Below are 16,462 nucleotides of genomic sequence, written 5' to 3'. Positions count from 1 at the left end.
TTGGAGATTGCCATGCCTATCACCCACGTTCAAAACGTTTACATGATTCCACGCGGGCGCGTCTATTTTGACCCGTTCAATGCCAGTGGCGAAAAGACCGGCGAGATTGCGCTTGGCAACTGCCCCGGCTTCTCGTTTTCCACCGACACTGAAAAAGCAGAACACTTTTCCAGCGAATCGGGCTTGGCGCAAAAAGACGCATCTTTCGTCGTCAAAATCACGCGCACTGGCAAACTGCCCTGCGACAACATCAGCACCGACAACTTGGCCCTGTTTGTAGCAGGCACCAAAGGCACACAAAGCCAAGCCAGTGCCACCGTGACCGCAGAAGCGCATACCGTGCGAAAAGGCCGCTTGTACCAACTGGGCAGCACCAGTGGTAACCCCGCTGGCGTGCGCGACATCAGCGCCGTGGCTGTGAAAAGCGCCGACGGTCTGACCACCCACGCAGCTGGCACCGACTACAACATCGACTTGGCCTTGGGCCGTTTGCAGATTCTGGAAAGCGGCACGATTGCCAACGATAGCGTTATCAAGGTCGACTACACCACCCCGGCCAAGACGTGGGAGCAAGTCAAATCCGGTACTGCAGCCGAAGTGCCCGGCGCACTGCGCGTGGTGGCTGACGTAGCCAGCGGTGTCAACCGTGATTGGTACTTTCCCAGCACCGTGCTGATGCCATCGGGTGATTTGCCCATCATCCAAGAAGGCACCGAGTTTGTGGTGATGGAGTTTGAGCTAGACATCCTCAAACCCGCCAACGCCGAAGCCATGTACATCGACGGTCGCCCACAGGCCATCTAACCCCACCTTTTGCCGCCTAGCACTGCCAAACCCCGGCAGTGCAGGCCGCTGCATTGCCCCAAGCACCTACCAACGCACCACGCATGGCACTCAAGCCCATTGAAATTCTCATTAAAGCTGCCGTTGACGGCATGGATGAAATCAAGCGACTGATTGCAGGGCTTGATGAAACCAGCGAAGAAGCCAAACAGCTCAAGCAACATGCCGAGCAACTGAGCGCCGCTTTTGATAGTGTTGGTAAACAGCAGGCGCTGATTGACAGTTTCGTCAAGCTCAAGCAGTCCAGCAGCCAAGCGGCAGATGCGTTAGAAGAAGCTCAACGCAACGCCCAAGAATTAGGCAAAGCCTTGGCGCAAACAGCGGCGCCCACCAAGACACAGATTGCAGAATTTGAGCGTGCGCGTAAAGCCGTTGGCGATGCCAAGCAAGCCTACCAAGAAATTAACCGCCAGCTAGACCAAACGCGCACCGCAATGGCCTCGGCTGGCTTGTCTACCAAAGACCTTGCAGCACAGCAGGTTCAGCTCAATAAAGCAGCGCAACAAACGCAAGCGGGCCTAGAAACACTAACGACTGCTGCACGCGAAGCTGCCAGCAAAGCCCAAGCCTTAGAGGCCAGCACCAAGGCCCAAGCCACAGCCAGCACCACAGCAGCCAAAGCGACTGATGCCCACACCACAAGCATCAAGCAAATGGATGCCAGCGCCGGGAGCTTAGCTTCTGAGCTAGGCAGCTTGCAAAACACCATCGCCACAGTGTTTGGCGTGCAAATTGGCACCGGCCTACTGTCTGACCTGGCCAAAACCGCCGATGCGTATAACAACCTGTCGGCACGCATCAAAATCACCACCGGCGAGGGCGCGGCCTTTGAAGCTGCTATGGCTGGGGTGCAGCGCGTAGCCATCGCTACCCGTAGCAGCTTGGAAGAAACCGCAGGGCTATACAACCGTTTGGCTGAGGCGGGCAAGACCCTCAAGCTCACGCAAGACCAAGTGCTGGGCCTGACCCAGACTATCAACCAAGCCATCCAAATATCCGGCGGTAGTGCTGAATCTTCGCAAGCCGCCATTCAGCAACTGAACCAAGCCCTGCAATCGGGCGTGTTGCGCGGCGAAGAATTCAACAGCGTGATGGAGCAATCACCCCGGCTGGCTAAAGCACTGGCGGACGGGCTAGGCGTGGGCGTAGGCAAGCTACGCGAAATGGCCGAAGCAGGCCGCCTGACCACCGACGTGGTGATTGCCGCCCTACGCGGTCAATCCGAAGCAGTAGAGAAAGAATTCGCCAAACTACCAGCCACCGTAGGCGGTGCGCTGCAAAACTTGTCCACCGCTTGGACGGTGTATATCGGCGAGACCGACAAAGCCACCGGGGCCAGCAAGGCCGCTGCTGATGCCATCAATGCGCTGTCGAGCAACCTCAAGGATGTGGCCGGGTTTTTATTGGATGCCGGTCAGGCAGCTGGTGCCCTGTTTGCGCTAAAGATGGCGCAGAGCTTTTTGGGCATTGGGCAGGCAGCAAAATCCAGCGGCTCAGACATTGCCACCAACACACTAGCCACCAACAACAATACTAAAGCGGCCACCGACAATGCGTTAGCAACAAAAAACAATGCAGCCGCACAAAAAGAGCACGCAGATGCTGCACGGCAAGACGCAGCAGCCACCGACACTGACACAGCCGCCACCCAGCGGAACACCAAAGCAACTAATGACAACGCCCTTGGCACACGCGCCACTGGCAGCATCATGCAAAGCTACAGCGGAGCCATCAAAGAGGCTACTGATGCCAAAGAAAAGGCCACCCAAGGCGCTGGGCTGCTTTCAAAAGCGATGGGCACTTTGGGCGATGCCGCCAAAGGAGCTGTTGGCTTTTTAGGTGGCATCCCCGGCATTGCCGTGATGGTGCTATCGAATGCCAAAGACATCGGCACCGCTATTGGTGAGACCGCTGGCAAGTTTGCCTTGTGGGCCACCGGCCAAAAAAGCCTAGAGCAATCCACCAAAGAGCTAACTGCCGCACAGGAAAAAGAAGCCGCAGCCGCCAAAGCCGTAGCCGAAGCGCGTGAAAAACAAGCTGCCGCCGACAAGGCCGCCGCTGATGCCAAGTTTGGCTTGAATGACCGTGCCAAAGAACTCATTGCCCAGTTTGACGACCTGATTAAAAAGGGCGATAGCGCCTCCGATGCCATAAGCAAAATTGGCAAAGATTTTGACCTATCCACCCAGCCCGGCATCCAAGCCGCTGCTGGGGTGCTGGATAAGCTGGCAGCCGATGGAAAAATCACCGCACAGCAGTTTCAAGATGCTTGGGCACAAGCCTTAGACGGCCAAGACTTGGCCAAATTTGAGACCAACTTCCGGGCCATGCTGCTCAATTTAGAGGTGGCAGCAGATAAAGCCGGAAAAGAAGTAGAGGCCGCCATTGCCCGAGGAGCATCAGACGATGTGGTAAACGCCCTGCGCCTGAAAGCCGAGCAGGCCGCCCAAGCCGTGCAAGAGGCAGGCAAGCGCATGGCCACCGTGTTTGACGTTACCTTGAATGAGGCCATACGACGCACCGGCTTGGATATGGATTTACTAGCCCAAGGCATGGGCAAAGCCAGTATCAGTGCCATTAACGATGCCGACAAGCTAATCAACAGCCTAGAGCAACTCAAGGCCAAAGGCATAGACACTGGGCGCGTACTCACAGCCAGCTTATCCAAAGCCATCGACACCGCAGACGGCCAAAAAGCGCTGGATTTAGTCAAGCAGAAAATTGAGGAAGTGCGCTCCACGCTGGGCAACAAAATAGCCGACGGCTTGCTGGACCAAGCCAAAACCAAAGCAGACGAACTCAAGGGCGCTTTAGAGGGCGCATTGCCCGGCATCCAAAGCGTAGCCGAGGCCATGAAGCAACTGGGCATTACCACTGACGCGGCCCTCAAGCAAAGCGCAGACGGTGCCAAGCAAGCCTATGACGCAGTGCGTACCAGCGGCACCGCCAGTGCGCGCGAAGTGGGCGAAGCCTTCAAAGCGGCCGCCGATAAAGCCATTGCGGCCAATAACGGGATTATCCCAAGCTGGGTGCAGGCCGAGGCATCGTTGCGTGGGTACAAGATTGCGACTGATGCCGCCGGTAAATCCACGCTAGAGCTTGCCAGCGCAATGGGCACAGCCAAAGGTGCGGCGATGGATTTCTCGATGTCTTTGGAGGAAATCGCCAAGAAATACAGTGACGCTGGGGCTGCCGCGCTGGCTGCCAAAGGGCAGTTTTTGGCAGCGGCGCACGCGCAGAAAAATGCAGACACGGCCAATTCCAGCATTACCAAAAAACAAGATACTGACAAAGACGGCTTTAAGCTGGGCAGCAATGGGCAGCGACAAACCCAGTTCATGCCCTATGAAAACTACATTATTGAGGGCGCGCAAAGCCAAGGGCTAACTGACCAGCAAGCCAACGAATTACTGCAAAAGTTTTGGCAAAACGGCCAACCAACCGGCTGGGGTGCTGGCGGCCAAGATTGGTTTTCCGCGGTAAACGAGGCGATTTCCAAGCAAGCCACGGACAACTTCAAACGGCGCGCCGACGCTGAGAACGCACTCAAGCAACTCGTGGCTAATGGGCGCACCATATCAGATAGAGAAGCAAAATCATTTGAAGATTTGGGTCTTACCGTGCCTGACTCCATCAGGTCCAAGCCACCAGCACCCGCACCGCAAGCCCCACGCGCCCCTACCCCAGCCCCGCGCGCCCCCACTCCTGCGCCCACTCCCGCACCGCAAGCCCCGGCGCCACAGCAGGGCGGCGGGCGCATGGCCATCACCGCCGCGCCCACCTACGTGAGCAATATCAATTTGCCGGGCGTAGGCAGCGCCAGAGCCATGTTTGATAACCCTGGCGACCAAGCGAGCATGGAGTCCATGTTGCGTGCGCTAACCAGTGCAGCAGGAGTCGCCCAATGACTACCCCCAAAAAGTTCCACACCTTGGGCACGGTGCAACTGCCGCGCGGCATGGTCTGGATTGATGAACACGACTGGTCACCGGCCGAGAAAGCCACCGCTTACAGCACCACCGGCGCGCTGCTGGTCGATGTGGCAGTGCGTCAGGCAGGCCGCCCTATCACCCTGCAAGGCGAACCCCATGCGGGCTGGATGCGGCGCAGCGTGCTCGATGCCCTGTGGGCGCTGGCCGCTGATCCAGTGGCCCAGCACACGCTAGAGCTGGCCGATGGCCGCACTTTCACTGTGATCTTTACCCAAGACCCGATCAGCGCCAAGCCCATCGCCCGCCCTGAACTGCCGCCCACCCATTACCCCTATTTCGCCACGCTGCGACTTTTGGAGATTTAACCCATGCCCATCCAATCAGGCGATGTAAAACTACTCAAATCAGCCGTAATGGCTGACGTGCCCGAGGGCGGCGGTGCGCCTACCGGGCTAGTAATACCTGACGGCCTGAGTAACGCCATCCTGCCAGACATATCCGAACTCGATAGAGCCGTGGGCAGGGTCAATCTGCGTAAAGCCTTTGTATCGGTGCAGACCGATGATGCGGATACCTACTTTGGCGGCAATTTGATTGTGGCCGAGCCGCCCCAAGACCCGCGTGTTTCTATCACTCTGTTTAGCAACCGCCTGACCTTTGACACGCGCCAGCAAGCCGCCAGCCGCGTCGAGGCTTACCTTAACAAAGGCAGCGAATGGAGCGGCTACTTGTTTGAAAACCACATTGCTGGTCAGCGCGTGCTGCAACTGTTTCAACGCCCAGAGGCCAAGGCCCCCAACATTGGCGAAACCATCGTGCTGCTGTACCAAGAGGGCACCGTGGCAGAGAAAGAACAATATGTGCGCGCCACACGGGTATCTTCTGAAATCCGCAAGTTCTATGATGAGTCAAAGGTTATGGACTACGACGCTGCCGTGGTCACGGTAGAGTTGTCCGATAGTCTGCGCCATGACTTTAAGGGTTCGCCGCCATCGCGTACTTTTCTACGTAACAAGACCGATTCGAGTGTGGTGCGCGAGACCGTGGTGGCTGATGCCGGTACTTATGTGGGCGTGGTGCCACTGACAAAAGCCGCAGCGCTGGGTGATTTTGTCGTGTCTGGCAAAAACATGTTTACCCAGCTGGTGCCCAGCGCACAGACCGAAACCCCGGTGATTGATATGGATGCCGCCGGGCAAGTGACCACACTAATCACCTCGGACAATGGGCCGGTAACCTACACCACCGGGCAGGTGTTTAGCTACACCACCACGCTATCGGTGGGCAATGCCATTTACCCCGGCAGTCTTAACATTGCTGCCAGTGGCGTAACCCTGACCGATAGCGGCAGCCAGCTCTATGACGGCTCCACCGTGGTGGCCACGATTGACTACGCGCGCGGCATCATCCAGTTTGTGCTGGGCGCACCCACCTACAACGGCAGCAAAACCATCAATTTCACGCCAGCGGCTGCGCCGCTATCGGTGCAAGATACGGCATCGTTGGCCGTAACGCCAGAGACGCGCTCTTATAACTGGACACTGACCATCGTGCCACCGCCAGCACCGGGCAGCCTGTTGGTATCGTACCGCGCCAATGGCCGCTGGTATGACCTGCGCGATGGCGGTGCTGGTGTTCTGAATGGCCGCGAAACTGCCTATGGCGTGGGCACCATCAACTACGCCAGCGGCACCTGTACAGTGACCTGTGGGGCCATGCCCGATGCCGGTAGCGCCATTATGTTTGCTTGGGGCAACAGGGCTACCTATGTCGATAGGGCCAAAACCTTTGCGCTACCCAAGGTGCAAATACCTATGGCATTGCAGCGCACCGACATACAAACGCTGGCCAATACCACGATTGCATGGAACGATGGCACGGCGCGATTAGCTACCGTCAATTCCGTCGGGAGAATCACCGGAGATGCAAAAGGCACTATGTCGGGCAATCGGATTGACCTGATACCGGACACCCTGCCTGCACCCGGCCAGCAATTTACGGTGCAATACCTCTACGGTCAGCCGACTGAGGCCGATATTCCAGACCTTGGCACGGTAGGAGCTGGCGGCGAGATTGTGTTAGATGTAGGGGCGACGGATTTATCGCCCGGGACGGTGTCGTTCTCGCTCACAGTGACGCGTGCAGTCGTGGGCGCAGTGGCAGTGACCGGTGCCACCAGCAACGGCTACGGCGGGCTTACGGTGGGGCCGCTGATAGAGCCACAGCCCGATATGGGGCTGCCTTACAACACCGACACAGCCCAAGCTGCTTTTAGCGTGCGCGATGATGGCTTTGGCATCCTGACAATCCCAGACGGCACTGTCATGGGGCTGATTGACTATGACACCGGCATTGCATCCATCAATCTGGGCCTGCTGAATGTGGGGTACTATCATCAAGCCTACGCACCCACCACCACTACCGTACCAGCGACAACACCGGACGGTGCGGATACCACTACCACCACATGGCGCTATGTGGGCACCAAGCTACTCACCGGACCCGCCGAGGTATTGGACTATGCCACGGTCAGACATTACTCACTTGGCGCAGGAAATGTGGATACCGAGACTTTTACGCTGGGCCAGTTTGAGATGGATTTTGGCCGAGGCTACACCAATACCGCGCGCCCCATTGTGCCCGGCTCCATTGCCTTCACGCTGGGCGATAAGCGTTATTTTGACAGCGGCGGCGCACTCTATACCGACTTGAATGTGACCACGGGCTACGCACCCCAAGCGGGCACCATCAATTACAGCACTGGTCGCGCCACTATCCACACTTGGGAGGCCGGGGTAAGCAACGCACTGGCTTTGCAGTCTTTGTTGGTAAACCAAGCGCGCAGGCCGGTTAATCAGCTGTCGTTTCGCATTCCGGTATCGCCGGTGCGCGTGGGGTCGGTGCAGGTGTTGGCTACCACTACCACCGGCACATTGATTAACGTCACTGCGGACCTGGATGGCATTTTTAACACCGCCGATGTGACTGGCAAAGTGGATTATGAGACTGGCGTGGTGCGCTTGATGTTTCGGCCTCGCCAGTTTATAGACCATTATGGCAAACTGATTAGCGATGATGTTTATGCCTTCGCCGACACCGTGCGTTACAACGCCGTCAGTTACAGCTACCTACCGCTAGATGCCAGCCTGCTCGGTATTGACCCGGTGCGCCTGCCGCAAGATGGCCGCGTGCCTATCTTCAGGCCGGGTGGCTTGGCTGTAGTGGGCCACACTGGCGAGATTTCTGCCACCGTATCCAACGGCCAAACCATCAATTGCGCGCGTGTACGCCTGTCGCGCGTGCGCGTGGTAGGCAGCGATGGCGTAGTGATTAACACCGGCTACACGGCTGATTTAGAAGCTGGCACCGTCACATTTACCGATGTGACCGGCTACGCGCAACCCGTCAAGATTCAGCACCGCATTGAGGACATGGCCGTGGTGCGCGATGCCCAAATCAATGGCGACATTACCTTTACGCGCCCTCTCACGCATGATTACCCGCTAGGCAGCTACGTGAGTAGCGCACTGGTGGCCGGTGACCTTTTCGCGCGCGTGCAATCCGTGTTTGACCAAAAATCTTGGGACGGCAAATATACCGACGCACCGGTGGGCGACCCAGCTACCGGCACGTTCAATAATGCCCAATTCCCGGTCGCAGTGACCAATCGCGGCGCACTGACCGAGCGCTGGGTGGTGCGCTTTACCAACACCACAGCTTTTGAGGTGATAGGCGAAAACGTCGGCGTGATTGCCACGGGTAATGTGGCTACCGATTGTGCGCCGATTAACCCGGCTACCGGCGTGCCGTATTTCACCATCCCCGCTTTAGGCTGGGGCTTGGGCTGGGCGGCTGGCAACATCATGCGGATTAACACCATTGGGGCGATGTTCCCCGTGTGGATTGTCCGCACTGTGCAGCAAGGCCCTGAGACCGTGACCGATGACAACTTCACGCTGCTGATTCGTGGCGATGTGAACACCGAGCCTGTTACCCCCTAAACCCAGAGAGACCCCATGACAAGCGTAAAACATTTTCACAGCGCGATGAATGGCGCTCCGGTATTGAACGGCGTGGCTGGCAGCATAATTGCGGTGCTAGAAGCCTGCCTAGTGACTGGCTTGGGCTTGCAGTCGGTGGCCACGTTGGTGGTATCCGGTGGCGTTGCCACGGCCAACTTTGCCAGTGGCCACAGCTTTGAGCCGGACACCATAGCCCTGATTGACGGCGCGGCCCCGGCGGGCCTCAATGGCGAAAAGCGCATCATCAGCACTACCACCAACAGCGTGACATTTGCCGCGCCCGGCATCAGTGACCAAACGGCCACCGGCACGATTACCGCCAAACTGGCACCAGCGGGCTGGGAAAAAGCTTTTAGCGGAACCAATTTGGCGGCCTTCCGTTCGCTGGCTGTGGAAAGCACGCGCATGTTTTTGCGGGTAGATGACACCGGCACTACGAACGCACGAGTCGTTGGTTACGAGTCTATGTCGGACATCAACACAGGCACCGGGCCATTTCCGACTACTACGCAAATCAGCGGAGGGGGCTGGTGGCCCAAGGCCAATGCGGCCAACGCCACGGCACGGGCTTGGACTGTGATTGCGGATAGCAAGGGCGGGATACTGCATGTACATACCGCTACAACCAATCCCGGCATTAGCGGCGTTGTTTAGGAGTTTGGCGACTTTGTCAGTCTGAAAAGCGGCGATGCTTATGCTTGCCGCTTGCAGTGCAGCAACGCGGACATCGCAAATACGACTAACCTGCAATCAACCGCATCCACTCACTGCGGCACTGCTGGCGGAGACGCTGGCCCTTATCTGCCGCGCAGCTTTACAACATTGGGGGGCGCAGTGGCAGCAACGCACAGTGCAACTGGGCTTTTTAGCACGTCGCGCATGTCCGGCGCCTCCACCCCCAGCGTCTTAACACCAAGTTACCCCAATGGCCCAGACAACGGGCTAATCCTTGCACGCAAAACTCTCATTGAGCCGGGCATATGCTTGCGCGGATATAGCCGTGGCCTGTACGTCACGCCGCAAAACTGCCACGCTCAATTTAACTGGCGCGACAAAATCGACGGACAAGGTGAGCTGGCAGGTCGTAAGTTGCTAGCAATCAAATGCGGCGGCCCCGCAAGCACAACCAGCGAAGGCGTGGCTTTTGTTGACATTACCGGGCCTTGGTAATCATGGCGGCGCAAAACACTTGGCGCTTGACTTTTAGCGAGAGCAATGGCGGGACATACATCCAACTCACAGAAGTGGCGTTTTTAGACAGCGGCGGCAACGACTTGTCAGTTGGCGGAGTTGCGCTTGCATCCAGCTTTTACGGCGGCGGCTACGAGGCGGCAAAAGCATTTGACAAATCTAACGGCACAGACTGGTGTAGTGCTGCCGCCGTGACCCCGCCACACTGGCTGCAATACACCCACGCAACTCCGGTAGAAGCGGCGCAGGTGCGGATTACTTGCTCGGCAAGTAGCGCGTGGCTGCCACCAAACATCAGCACAATCAGCTTGCGCGCTGGTGCGAGCCAAGAAGACCGCTACGACTTGTCCGTTGCGTCCGGCAGCTTCAGCCCGAGCGCCGTGGTTGTGCTCAACGCTACCCCGTATGTGCCACCTAAAGGGTCTTTGCATCCGAGCGCGATTGTGCTATCCGGCGGTGCATCTTCCCCGGCTGGCCCAGTGCTATCGCCCACCGCTGTGCAGATAGACCGGCAAGACGGCGGCCTGTATCGCATCGTGGGCGACACGAAAAAGCGTGGAACTTTAGCCCCCCTACGCCGCCGCGTGCAGCTCTACAACCAGCGCGACAACCGTCTAATCCGCGAGACGTGGAGCGACGCCGCCACCGGCGACTACGTTTTTGACAACATCAAAGGCGGCCCCGGCGTGCTGTATTTCGTCTGCGCGTTTGACCACACCAACACCGACAAAGCCGTGATTGCCGACCAGCTCGTGCCGGAGCCAATGCCATGACCATCCAAATCACCGCTGCCCTTAAAAATGCACGCCTGCAAGCCACGCTGGCCTACATCGACACCGGCCCTGATGCACCACTGGTGCAACTCTACGACGGCACACGCCCCGCCAATGCCGACACCGCGCCAGCTGTGGGCAACCGCCTATTAGTGGCCATCCCACTGACCCAGCCCGCAGGTGCGGTACTGGATGGCGTGCTAACCCTTACCCCCGAAGCCCCCGGCCTCATTATCCTGACGGGCACCCCCACATGGGCGCGACTGGTCAACGGCGCTGGCGACGCGGTACTAGATGCCGACACAGGCGTAGGCGCTGGCGCATGGGAAGTGCAACTGGCGCAAACCGAGCTATTTGCCGGCGGCGATGCAAAAATCACCAGCTTTGCACTGACCTAAGCAGCGCGCATGGCAAACCCCGTCGAGCTACGCTTTGGTCAGCCACAGGACTACAGCGCCGCCCTGCGCTTCGGCGAAGAAGACGACGACGGCACCATCAGCGCCGTAGAGCTGGCCATAGCGGGCACCCTGCCCGAGCTTGGCGCGGCAATGCAGGTGCGCGCATCGGTGCCAGCAGCCATAGCGGGCACACTGCCCCAGTTGGGATTGCAAGCGCGCGTCGTGGCTGGCGTAGAGCTGGCAGCGCTAGGCACCTTGCCCGAGTTGGGCTTACAGCTACGCATAGCCCCCATTGCCGAGTTAGCCATAGCAGGCACCTTGCCCCAGCTGCACATGGCAATGCAGGTGAGTGCATCGGTGCCCGTGGCCATCGCCATTGCTTTGCCAGAGCTGGGCCTTGGCAGCGCCATTGGCTACGACAGTAACACAGCGCGCCCCACCGTAGGCCGGGCGCACGCACAGTGGCAGCACGGGGTAACGGCCCTTGCTGGTGCAGCACTGCCCCAGCAAATAGCGCGCAACGGCCACGCAGCGATGCAAGCGCCTTGGCAACAAGCAAGCATCAGCCCGCATGGCGTTGCCCACCGGCTGCCCGGCGCACTGCAATCTGCACCGCTGCCCACGCAAGCCAAGCACCAAGACGGCACTGGCCTGCACGCTGGCCAGCAATTGCGCCACCAAGACAGCGCACGCCAGCGCCTACACACCAGCGCACGCACGCAAGAGGCCCACCGCACCCGCCACGCCACAGACTTTAGGCACCAAGACGGCGACCACAGCAAGCGCGCCAGCCGTGTAGCCCGCTGGCAAGAGGCCACCAGCTTGCAGCGCCCACAAGGCAGCCACCAGCAAAACGCACGCCCCGCCCCTCGGCAATGGCTGGCGCGCCACCAAGATGCCAGCGTGCCGCCCATTGGTATCACCCTGCGCCCCACCACCACTCCCAAACCGCCCTTTGTGCCTGACCCGCGCCTGCGCTTTGGCGATGCCATCATCATCACCCCTAAGAGGGCTTACATCGTGCTTAACGCCATCACCCTCACGCGCCTAGACAACGGCGCGCCGCTACACGCCTTCGGGTTTACAGCCTCGCTCAATGATGGAAGCTGGACGTGGCAGTGGAGCGCTACGCTCCACGAAAGCGCCGAGCCGCACTTAGGCCGCCAAGCCAACGGCGACCCGCCTGAGCTACTGGCCAGCATTAACGGCCAGCCACTGCGCCTGACGCTGGAGCGCCAACGCTTGAACCAAGAGTTCTTGCCGCAACGGCGCTGGCAGGTGTCAGGCCGTGGGCGTGCCTCTATTTTGGCAAGCCCTTGGGCACCAACGCTATCGCATGGCGGCCAAACCGAACAACGCACCGCACAGCAACTGGCGCAAGAAGTCCTCACGATTAACGGCGTGGGTATAGGCTGGACAGTAGATTGGCAGCTGCCCGATTGGACAGTGCCCGCCGGACTGTGGGCTGTGCAAGGCAGTTATATCGACGCACTGACCGACATTGCTGGGGCTGTGGGTGCATACATACAGCCGCATCCTACTGATGCCACGCTGCACATCATGCCCAAGTATCCGCTGGCACCGTGGGAGTGGGGCAGCCTTACACCAGACTACGAAATCCCCCTAGATGCCGTGCAAACGCTGGGCACAGAATTTATCGACAAACCTGCCTATAACGGCATCTACGTCGGCGGCGTGCAAGCGGGAGTCTTTGGCCCTGTAATCCGTGCGGGCACTGTGGGCGACCTACAGGCACCGCAAGTCACCCACCCGCTGATTACCGATGCCACCGCCCAACGCCTGCGCGGCCTAGCCGAACTGGCCGATACCGGCAAGCAACGGCGCGTATCGCTATCCATGCAAGTGTTACCAGAAACCGGCCTGATAGTGCCCGGCCAGCTGCTGCAAATCGGCAGTGGCAGCAACGCCATGCGCGGCCTGGTGCGCGGCACGTCGATTCAGTGGAGCGCTCCCAACCTACGCCAAAACCTAGAGCTAGAGGTACACACATGAGCAACATCTACCGCGAGTTTTTAGCGCTACTGCCTAAACGCGCACGCTACGTGGGCACTGTGATAGCCAGCACTCCTACTGGGGCCACGGTGCAACTCCCCAGCGGTGGCGTGCTGCATGTGTTGGGCGAAGCCACCGTGGGCCAGCGTGTGTTTGTGCGTGATGGTGCGATTGAAGGACCAGCTCCAACGCTGGTTTATGTGGAGGCAGAGGTTTAAAGAGAGGAGAAGGAAATGCAGGACGATTTTGGAAACCAACTGCCTGTGGCAGCCATTGCCAAACGCTTAGTCGAGGGCGATGAACGCATGGAAAAGATCGAAAACTCGGTAGCGGCCACGCGTGAAGACCAACACGACATGCGCGAGCAAATGGCAGAAATGCTGGAGTTTTTCCAGGCGATGAAGGGTGCGTTCAAAGTACTCAACTTGATCGGCGCATTGGCTCGGCCAGTGGCAGGGATTGTAGGATTGGGTGTGGCATTGACAGGGGCATGGACTGCCGTGCGTGGCGGTGGTGGGCGATGAACAACTCATTACGTAATCGCCTATTGGCCCTCGTTGCCACAGCCGCTGCTGCTGGTGTCTCAGTAGGGGCAGTTGATATTGCTACCGTAGTGGGCGACCACTTTGAAGGCACAGGCCCCACGGTGCAAAAGAACGGCCAAATCTACTACCGGCCCTACAAAGACCCGGTGGGCATTTGGACAGTTTGCCGTGGTGTGACGGGCAAAGGTGTTGCCCCCGGCAAGCTCTACACGCATAACGAATGCAGCAGCATGGAGCGCGAGCGCTTGCTGGTGGCCGAAGAAGCGGCACAGCGCAACGTGGGCACCTATGCTGCACTGAACCCGTGGGCCAAAGCGGCGCTGATTGATTTTTTCTACAACGCCGGTGAGAAACCCGCAACAGTGCAATCGACGCTAGTGCGAAAGTTCCGTGCTGGTGACATCGATGGCGGCTGTAACGAGCTGGTGAAGTGGGTCAATGGCCGGGTGGATGGGCAACTCGTGAAGCTGCCGGGGCTTGTGAACCGGCGCGAAGCCACACAAGAGCTGTGCTTGTACTGGGGTCGTCCGGGCTACCCCGGCTATACCAAAGGGGGCAAAGCATGAACCCACTGATGCTGATGTTGTGCGCCAATCCGTGGTTTTGGTGGGGGCTGGCATGGGGAATTTGACCACCATCGCGCTGACAGCAGCGGTTTTGAGTTCGGTGGCAAACGTGGGGCAAGCGTGGGCCTATCTGAACTTGCGTGACGAGCTGGCGTTGGCCAAGGCCGCAACCAGCACCCGCGAACAAGAGCGCGACACAGCACGACAAGCTGCCAGTGCGTGCAGCGATGCTGTGGATGACCTGCGCACACTGGCTGACCAGCGCACCAAAGATGCCGCTACAGCGCGGGCTACCGCTGCCGCACAAGCCCGTGCAGCAGCACAGCGAGCCGATGCCATCTTGACCGCCCCTGCTGCCGTGCCGGGTAACGATTGCACCAGTGCCCAAGTGCGGGTAGAGAGCTGGCTGCAAGGGAGGGGACAGCAATGAGGGTGCTATCTCTACCGCTACTGCTGGCCCTACTGGCCGGGTGTGCAGCACAGCCGGTAGTGCAGTTGCAGCAGGTCAAAGTCCCTGTGCCAGTAGCGTGCCAAGAGCCGATACCTGAGCGCCCGGCCATGCCCACCGAAGTATTACAGCCCCCAGTGACGCTGGATGCCTTTGCCCAAGCAGCAATGGCAGAGATTGAGCGGCGCGAAGGCTATGAGCAGCAGTTGCTGTCGGGGCTGCGCGCTTGCACAGCACCAGTGCGCTGATGTCTAGTTCCATGTGGAACTACGTTATATTTCATATGTAATATGTAAGAAAACATACAGCAAAAACAAATAGGTCACGGTAACGTTCCTTTATCAGGGGCAAATTTTGAGCTAGCGCGAGGAGGGCGCGAACAGCTGTAGCACAACCCGTGAAGGCTTGATGCACGATTTTTACAAGTCGCGCAGCAATACCATCCGCATCGATACTCTCTTTAGTTTATTTATTAGTTAGTTTGTTTATTAGTTGTGCTATGATGTGTTTCACACACTTTCTAGGAGACGAACGATGCGGCCTGCTGCTTTTTCTGATGAGGAAATCATTACCGCTGGACAGGCCTTGCTGGCTACTGGGCGGGCGATTACAGGCTTTGCGCTGCGCCAAAAACTCGGTGGTGGTAATCCGAACCGGCTCAAACAGGTATGGGATGAAAGCTTGGCCCAAGCTGCACCTACCGCCCCAGTGTCTGAGCTACCCATCGAAGTGGCCGAAGCCGTGGCCCATGTCAGCGCCAACCTCGTGGCGCGTATACAGCAGCTGGCCATTGAGCTGAACGACAAGGCGGTAAAGGCAGCTGATCGGCGGGTCGCAGAGGTGGTTCGCACAGCCGGGGAGCAACGGCAACAGGCCGAACGAGAACTGGCTGATGCTGCTCAGGCCGTCGATGAGCTAGAAGCCACCGTAGACGCACAGCAGCAACAAGCCCAAGAGCAAGCCCGGCATTTGGCCAAGGCCCAAGAACAGGTGCAGGCCCAAGCAGTGGAGTTGGCGCAATTGCGTGAGCGCCTTGCAGCAAGCGATGATGCAGCCCGCAAATCGGATCTGACCCAAGAGCAAGCCCATGCCGAAATAGCTGCGCTACGTGCTGCGATGGAACAGATGCAGCATGAGGTGGCGCAGGCACGTGAGGCCACAGCGAAAGTTTCTGGGCAACTGGAAGCCACACAAGCACAGAATGCTCAATTGCTAAACGCAATTCGTGCCACTGAAGCAAATCGCTGAAGATACCTGTTTGGCTCACATGGAAATTTGCACCCGCTTACTGTTTTACGGCCGTTTGCCGGTGGGCGCAGTGCTAAAATGTACGTCTGTCTGCGTTGGTGCTGAATAAGCGCCAGACAGCAAAAAGCCCGGTGACCGTAGGAAAGTTAACCGGGCTGATTGCTAGTGCAGATGTGAAGACCCCCCACTGAAGAAGGCTCTGCACTTATTAGCGCGGATTTTAACCGGATTCAGTGGCCCTTGGCACACTTTCCTGAATCCGCATCATGGCCTTCTGTCTCTCAGAGCACGCTTGGACTGCCAGCGACCTCGACTCCTCGACCAAGATGGTCTTTATTTCCCTTTGCCGCCGCGCAAAAATCAACACCCTGCAATGCTGGCCCAGCATCAGCACCATTGCTGCTGATTGCAGTTTGAGTGAGCGCACCGTCCGGGATTGCATTAAAAAATTGGCCGATAAGTCCAAGCCCTATATTACTTACC

The 16,462-nt window shown here is 58.4% G+C and carries 16 protein-coding genes; all 16 read left to right on the top strand.

Annotation, left to right across the window (positions count from 1 at the left end; all coding sequences use genetic code 11):
• The first annotated feature begins 12 nt into the window (after positions 1–12).
• Positions 13–804, top strand: a complete 792-nt coding sequence (locus PHX60_RS13395; RefSeq protein ID WP_300078632.1) for a hypothetical protein — start codon at positions 13–15, stop codon at positions 802–804.
• Positions 805–842: 38 nt separating this feature from the next.
• Positions 843–4,751 carry a tape measure protein gene (locus tag PHX60_RS13390; protein ID WP_300078630.1) on the top strand — a complete coding sequence of 1,303 codons (3,909 nt, stop codon included), beginning with the start codon at positions 843–845 and terminating at the stop codon, positions 4,749–4,751.
• Positions 4,748–5,140 carry a hypothetical protein gene (locus tag PHX60_RS13385; RefSeq protein WP_300078628.1) on the top strand — a complete coding sequence of 131 codons (393 nt, stop codon included), beginning with the start codon at positions 4,748–4,750 and terminating at the stop codon, positions 5,138–5,140. The genes PHX60_RS13390 and PHX60_RS13385 overlap by 4 nt, the downstream gene beginning before the upstream one ends.
• 3 nt (positions 5,141–5,143) lie before the next feature.
• On the top strand, positions 5,144–8,776 hold the full coding sequence (locus PHX60_RS13380; RefSeq protein WP_300078626.1) for a hypothetical protein: 3,633 nt from the start codon (positions 5,144–5,146) through the stop codon (positions 8,774–8,776).
• 15 nt (positions 8,777–8,791) lie between these two features.
• Positions 8,792–9,451, top strand: coding sequence for a hypothetical protein (locus PHX60_RS13375; RefSeq protein WP_300078624.1), 660 nt, complete (start codon positions 8,792–8,794; stop codon positions 9,449–9,451).
• A gap of 225 nt (positions 9,452–9,676) precedes the next feature.
• A complete protein-coding gene (locus tag PHX60_RS13370) occupies positions 9,677–9,967 on the top strand; it encodes a hypothetical protein (RefSeq protein WP_300078622.1) in 291 nt (96 codons plus the stop codon).
• Positions 9,968–9,969: 2 nt separating this feature from the next.
• Complete coding sequence (locus tag PHX60_RS13365) at positions 9,970–10,761, top strand: discoidin domain-containing protein (protein ID WP_300078620.1); 792 nt, start codon at positions 9,970–9,972, stop codon at positions 10,759–10,761.
• Entirely contained in the window at positions 10,758–11,159 is a 402-nt protein-coding gene (locus PHX60_RS13360) for a hypothetical protein (protein ID WP_300078617.1), read from the top strand. The genes PHX60_RS13365 and PHX60_RS13360 overlap by 4 nt, the downstream gene beginning before the upstream one ends.
• 9 nt (positions 11,160–11,168) lie before the next feature.
• Entirely contained in the window at positions 11,169–13,172 is a 2,004-nt protein-coding gene (locus PHX60_RS13355) for a hypothetical protein (RefSeq protein WP_300078615.1), read from the top strand.
• Positions 13,169–13,390: a hypothetical protein gene (locus tag PHX60_RS13350; protein WP_300078613.1), complete on the top strand. Its 222-nt coding sequence runs from the start codon at positions 13,169–13,171 to the stop codon at positions 13,388–13,390. Before PHX60_RS13355 ends, PHX60_RS13350 begins: the two co-directional genes overlap by 4 nt.
• Positions 13,391–13,405: 15 nt before the next feature.
• The gene (locus PHX60_RS13345; protein ID WP_300078611.1) at positions 13,406–13,696 is read left to right on the top strand and encodes a hypothetical protein; all 291 of its coding nucleotides are present in this window, start codon (positions 13,406–13,408) and stop codon (positions 13,694–13,696) included.
• The gene (locus PHX60_RS13340; protein ID WP_300078609.1) at positions 13,693–14,283 is read left to right on the top strand and encodes a lysozyme; all 591 of its coding nucleotides are present in this window, start codon (positions 13,693–13,695) and stop codon (positions 14,281–14,283) included. Before PHX60_RS13345 ends, PHX60_RS13340 begins: the two co-directional genes overlap by 4 nt.
• A 52-nt stretch (positions 14,284–14,335) precedes the next feature.
• Entirely contained in the window at positions 14,336–14,713 is a 378-nt protein-coding gene (locus PHX60_RS13335; RefSeq protein ID WP_300078607.1) for a hypothetical protein, read from the top strand.
• Complete coding sequence (locus PHX60_RS13330) at positions 14,710–14,979, top strand: hypothetical protein (protein ID WP_300078604.1); 270 nt, start codon at positions 14,710–14,712, stop codon at positions 14,977–14,979. The genes PHX60_RS13335 and PHX60_RS13330 overlap by 4 nt, the downstream gene beginning before the upstream one ends.
• 286 nt (positions 14,980–15,265) lie before the next feature.
• Entirely contained in the window at positions 15,266–15,979 is a 714-nt protein-coding gene (locus tag PHX60_RS13325; protein ID WP_300078602.1) for a DNA-binding protein, read from the top strand.
• 266 nt (positions 15,980–16,245) lie between these two features.
• Positions 16,246–16,462: helix-turn-helix domain-containing protein (locus tag PHX60_RS16035; protein ID WP_366144390.1), on the top strand; the 217-nt coding region annotated here is incomplete at its 3' end.

This window comes from Giesbergeria sp. (genome assembly GCF_028686475.1).
In the GTDB taxonomy this organism is placed as follows: Bacteria; Pseudomonadota; Gammaproteobacteria; order Burkholderiales; family Burkholderiaceae_C; genus Simplicispira.
Note: the sequence above shows the minus strand (reverse complement) of the source record. Positions and strands in the feature narration are given on the sequence as shown.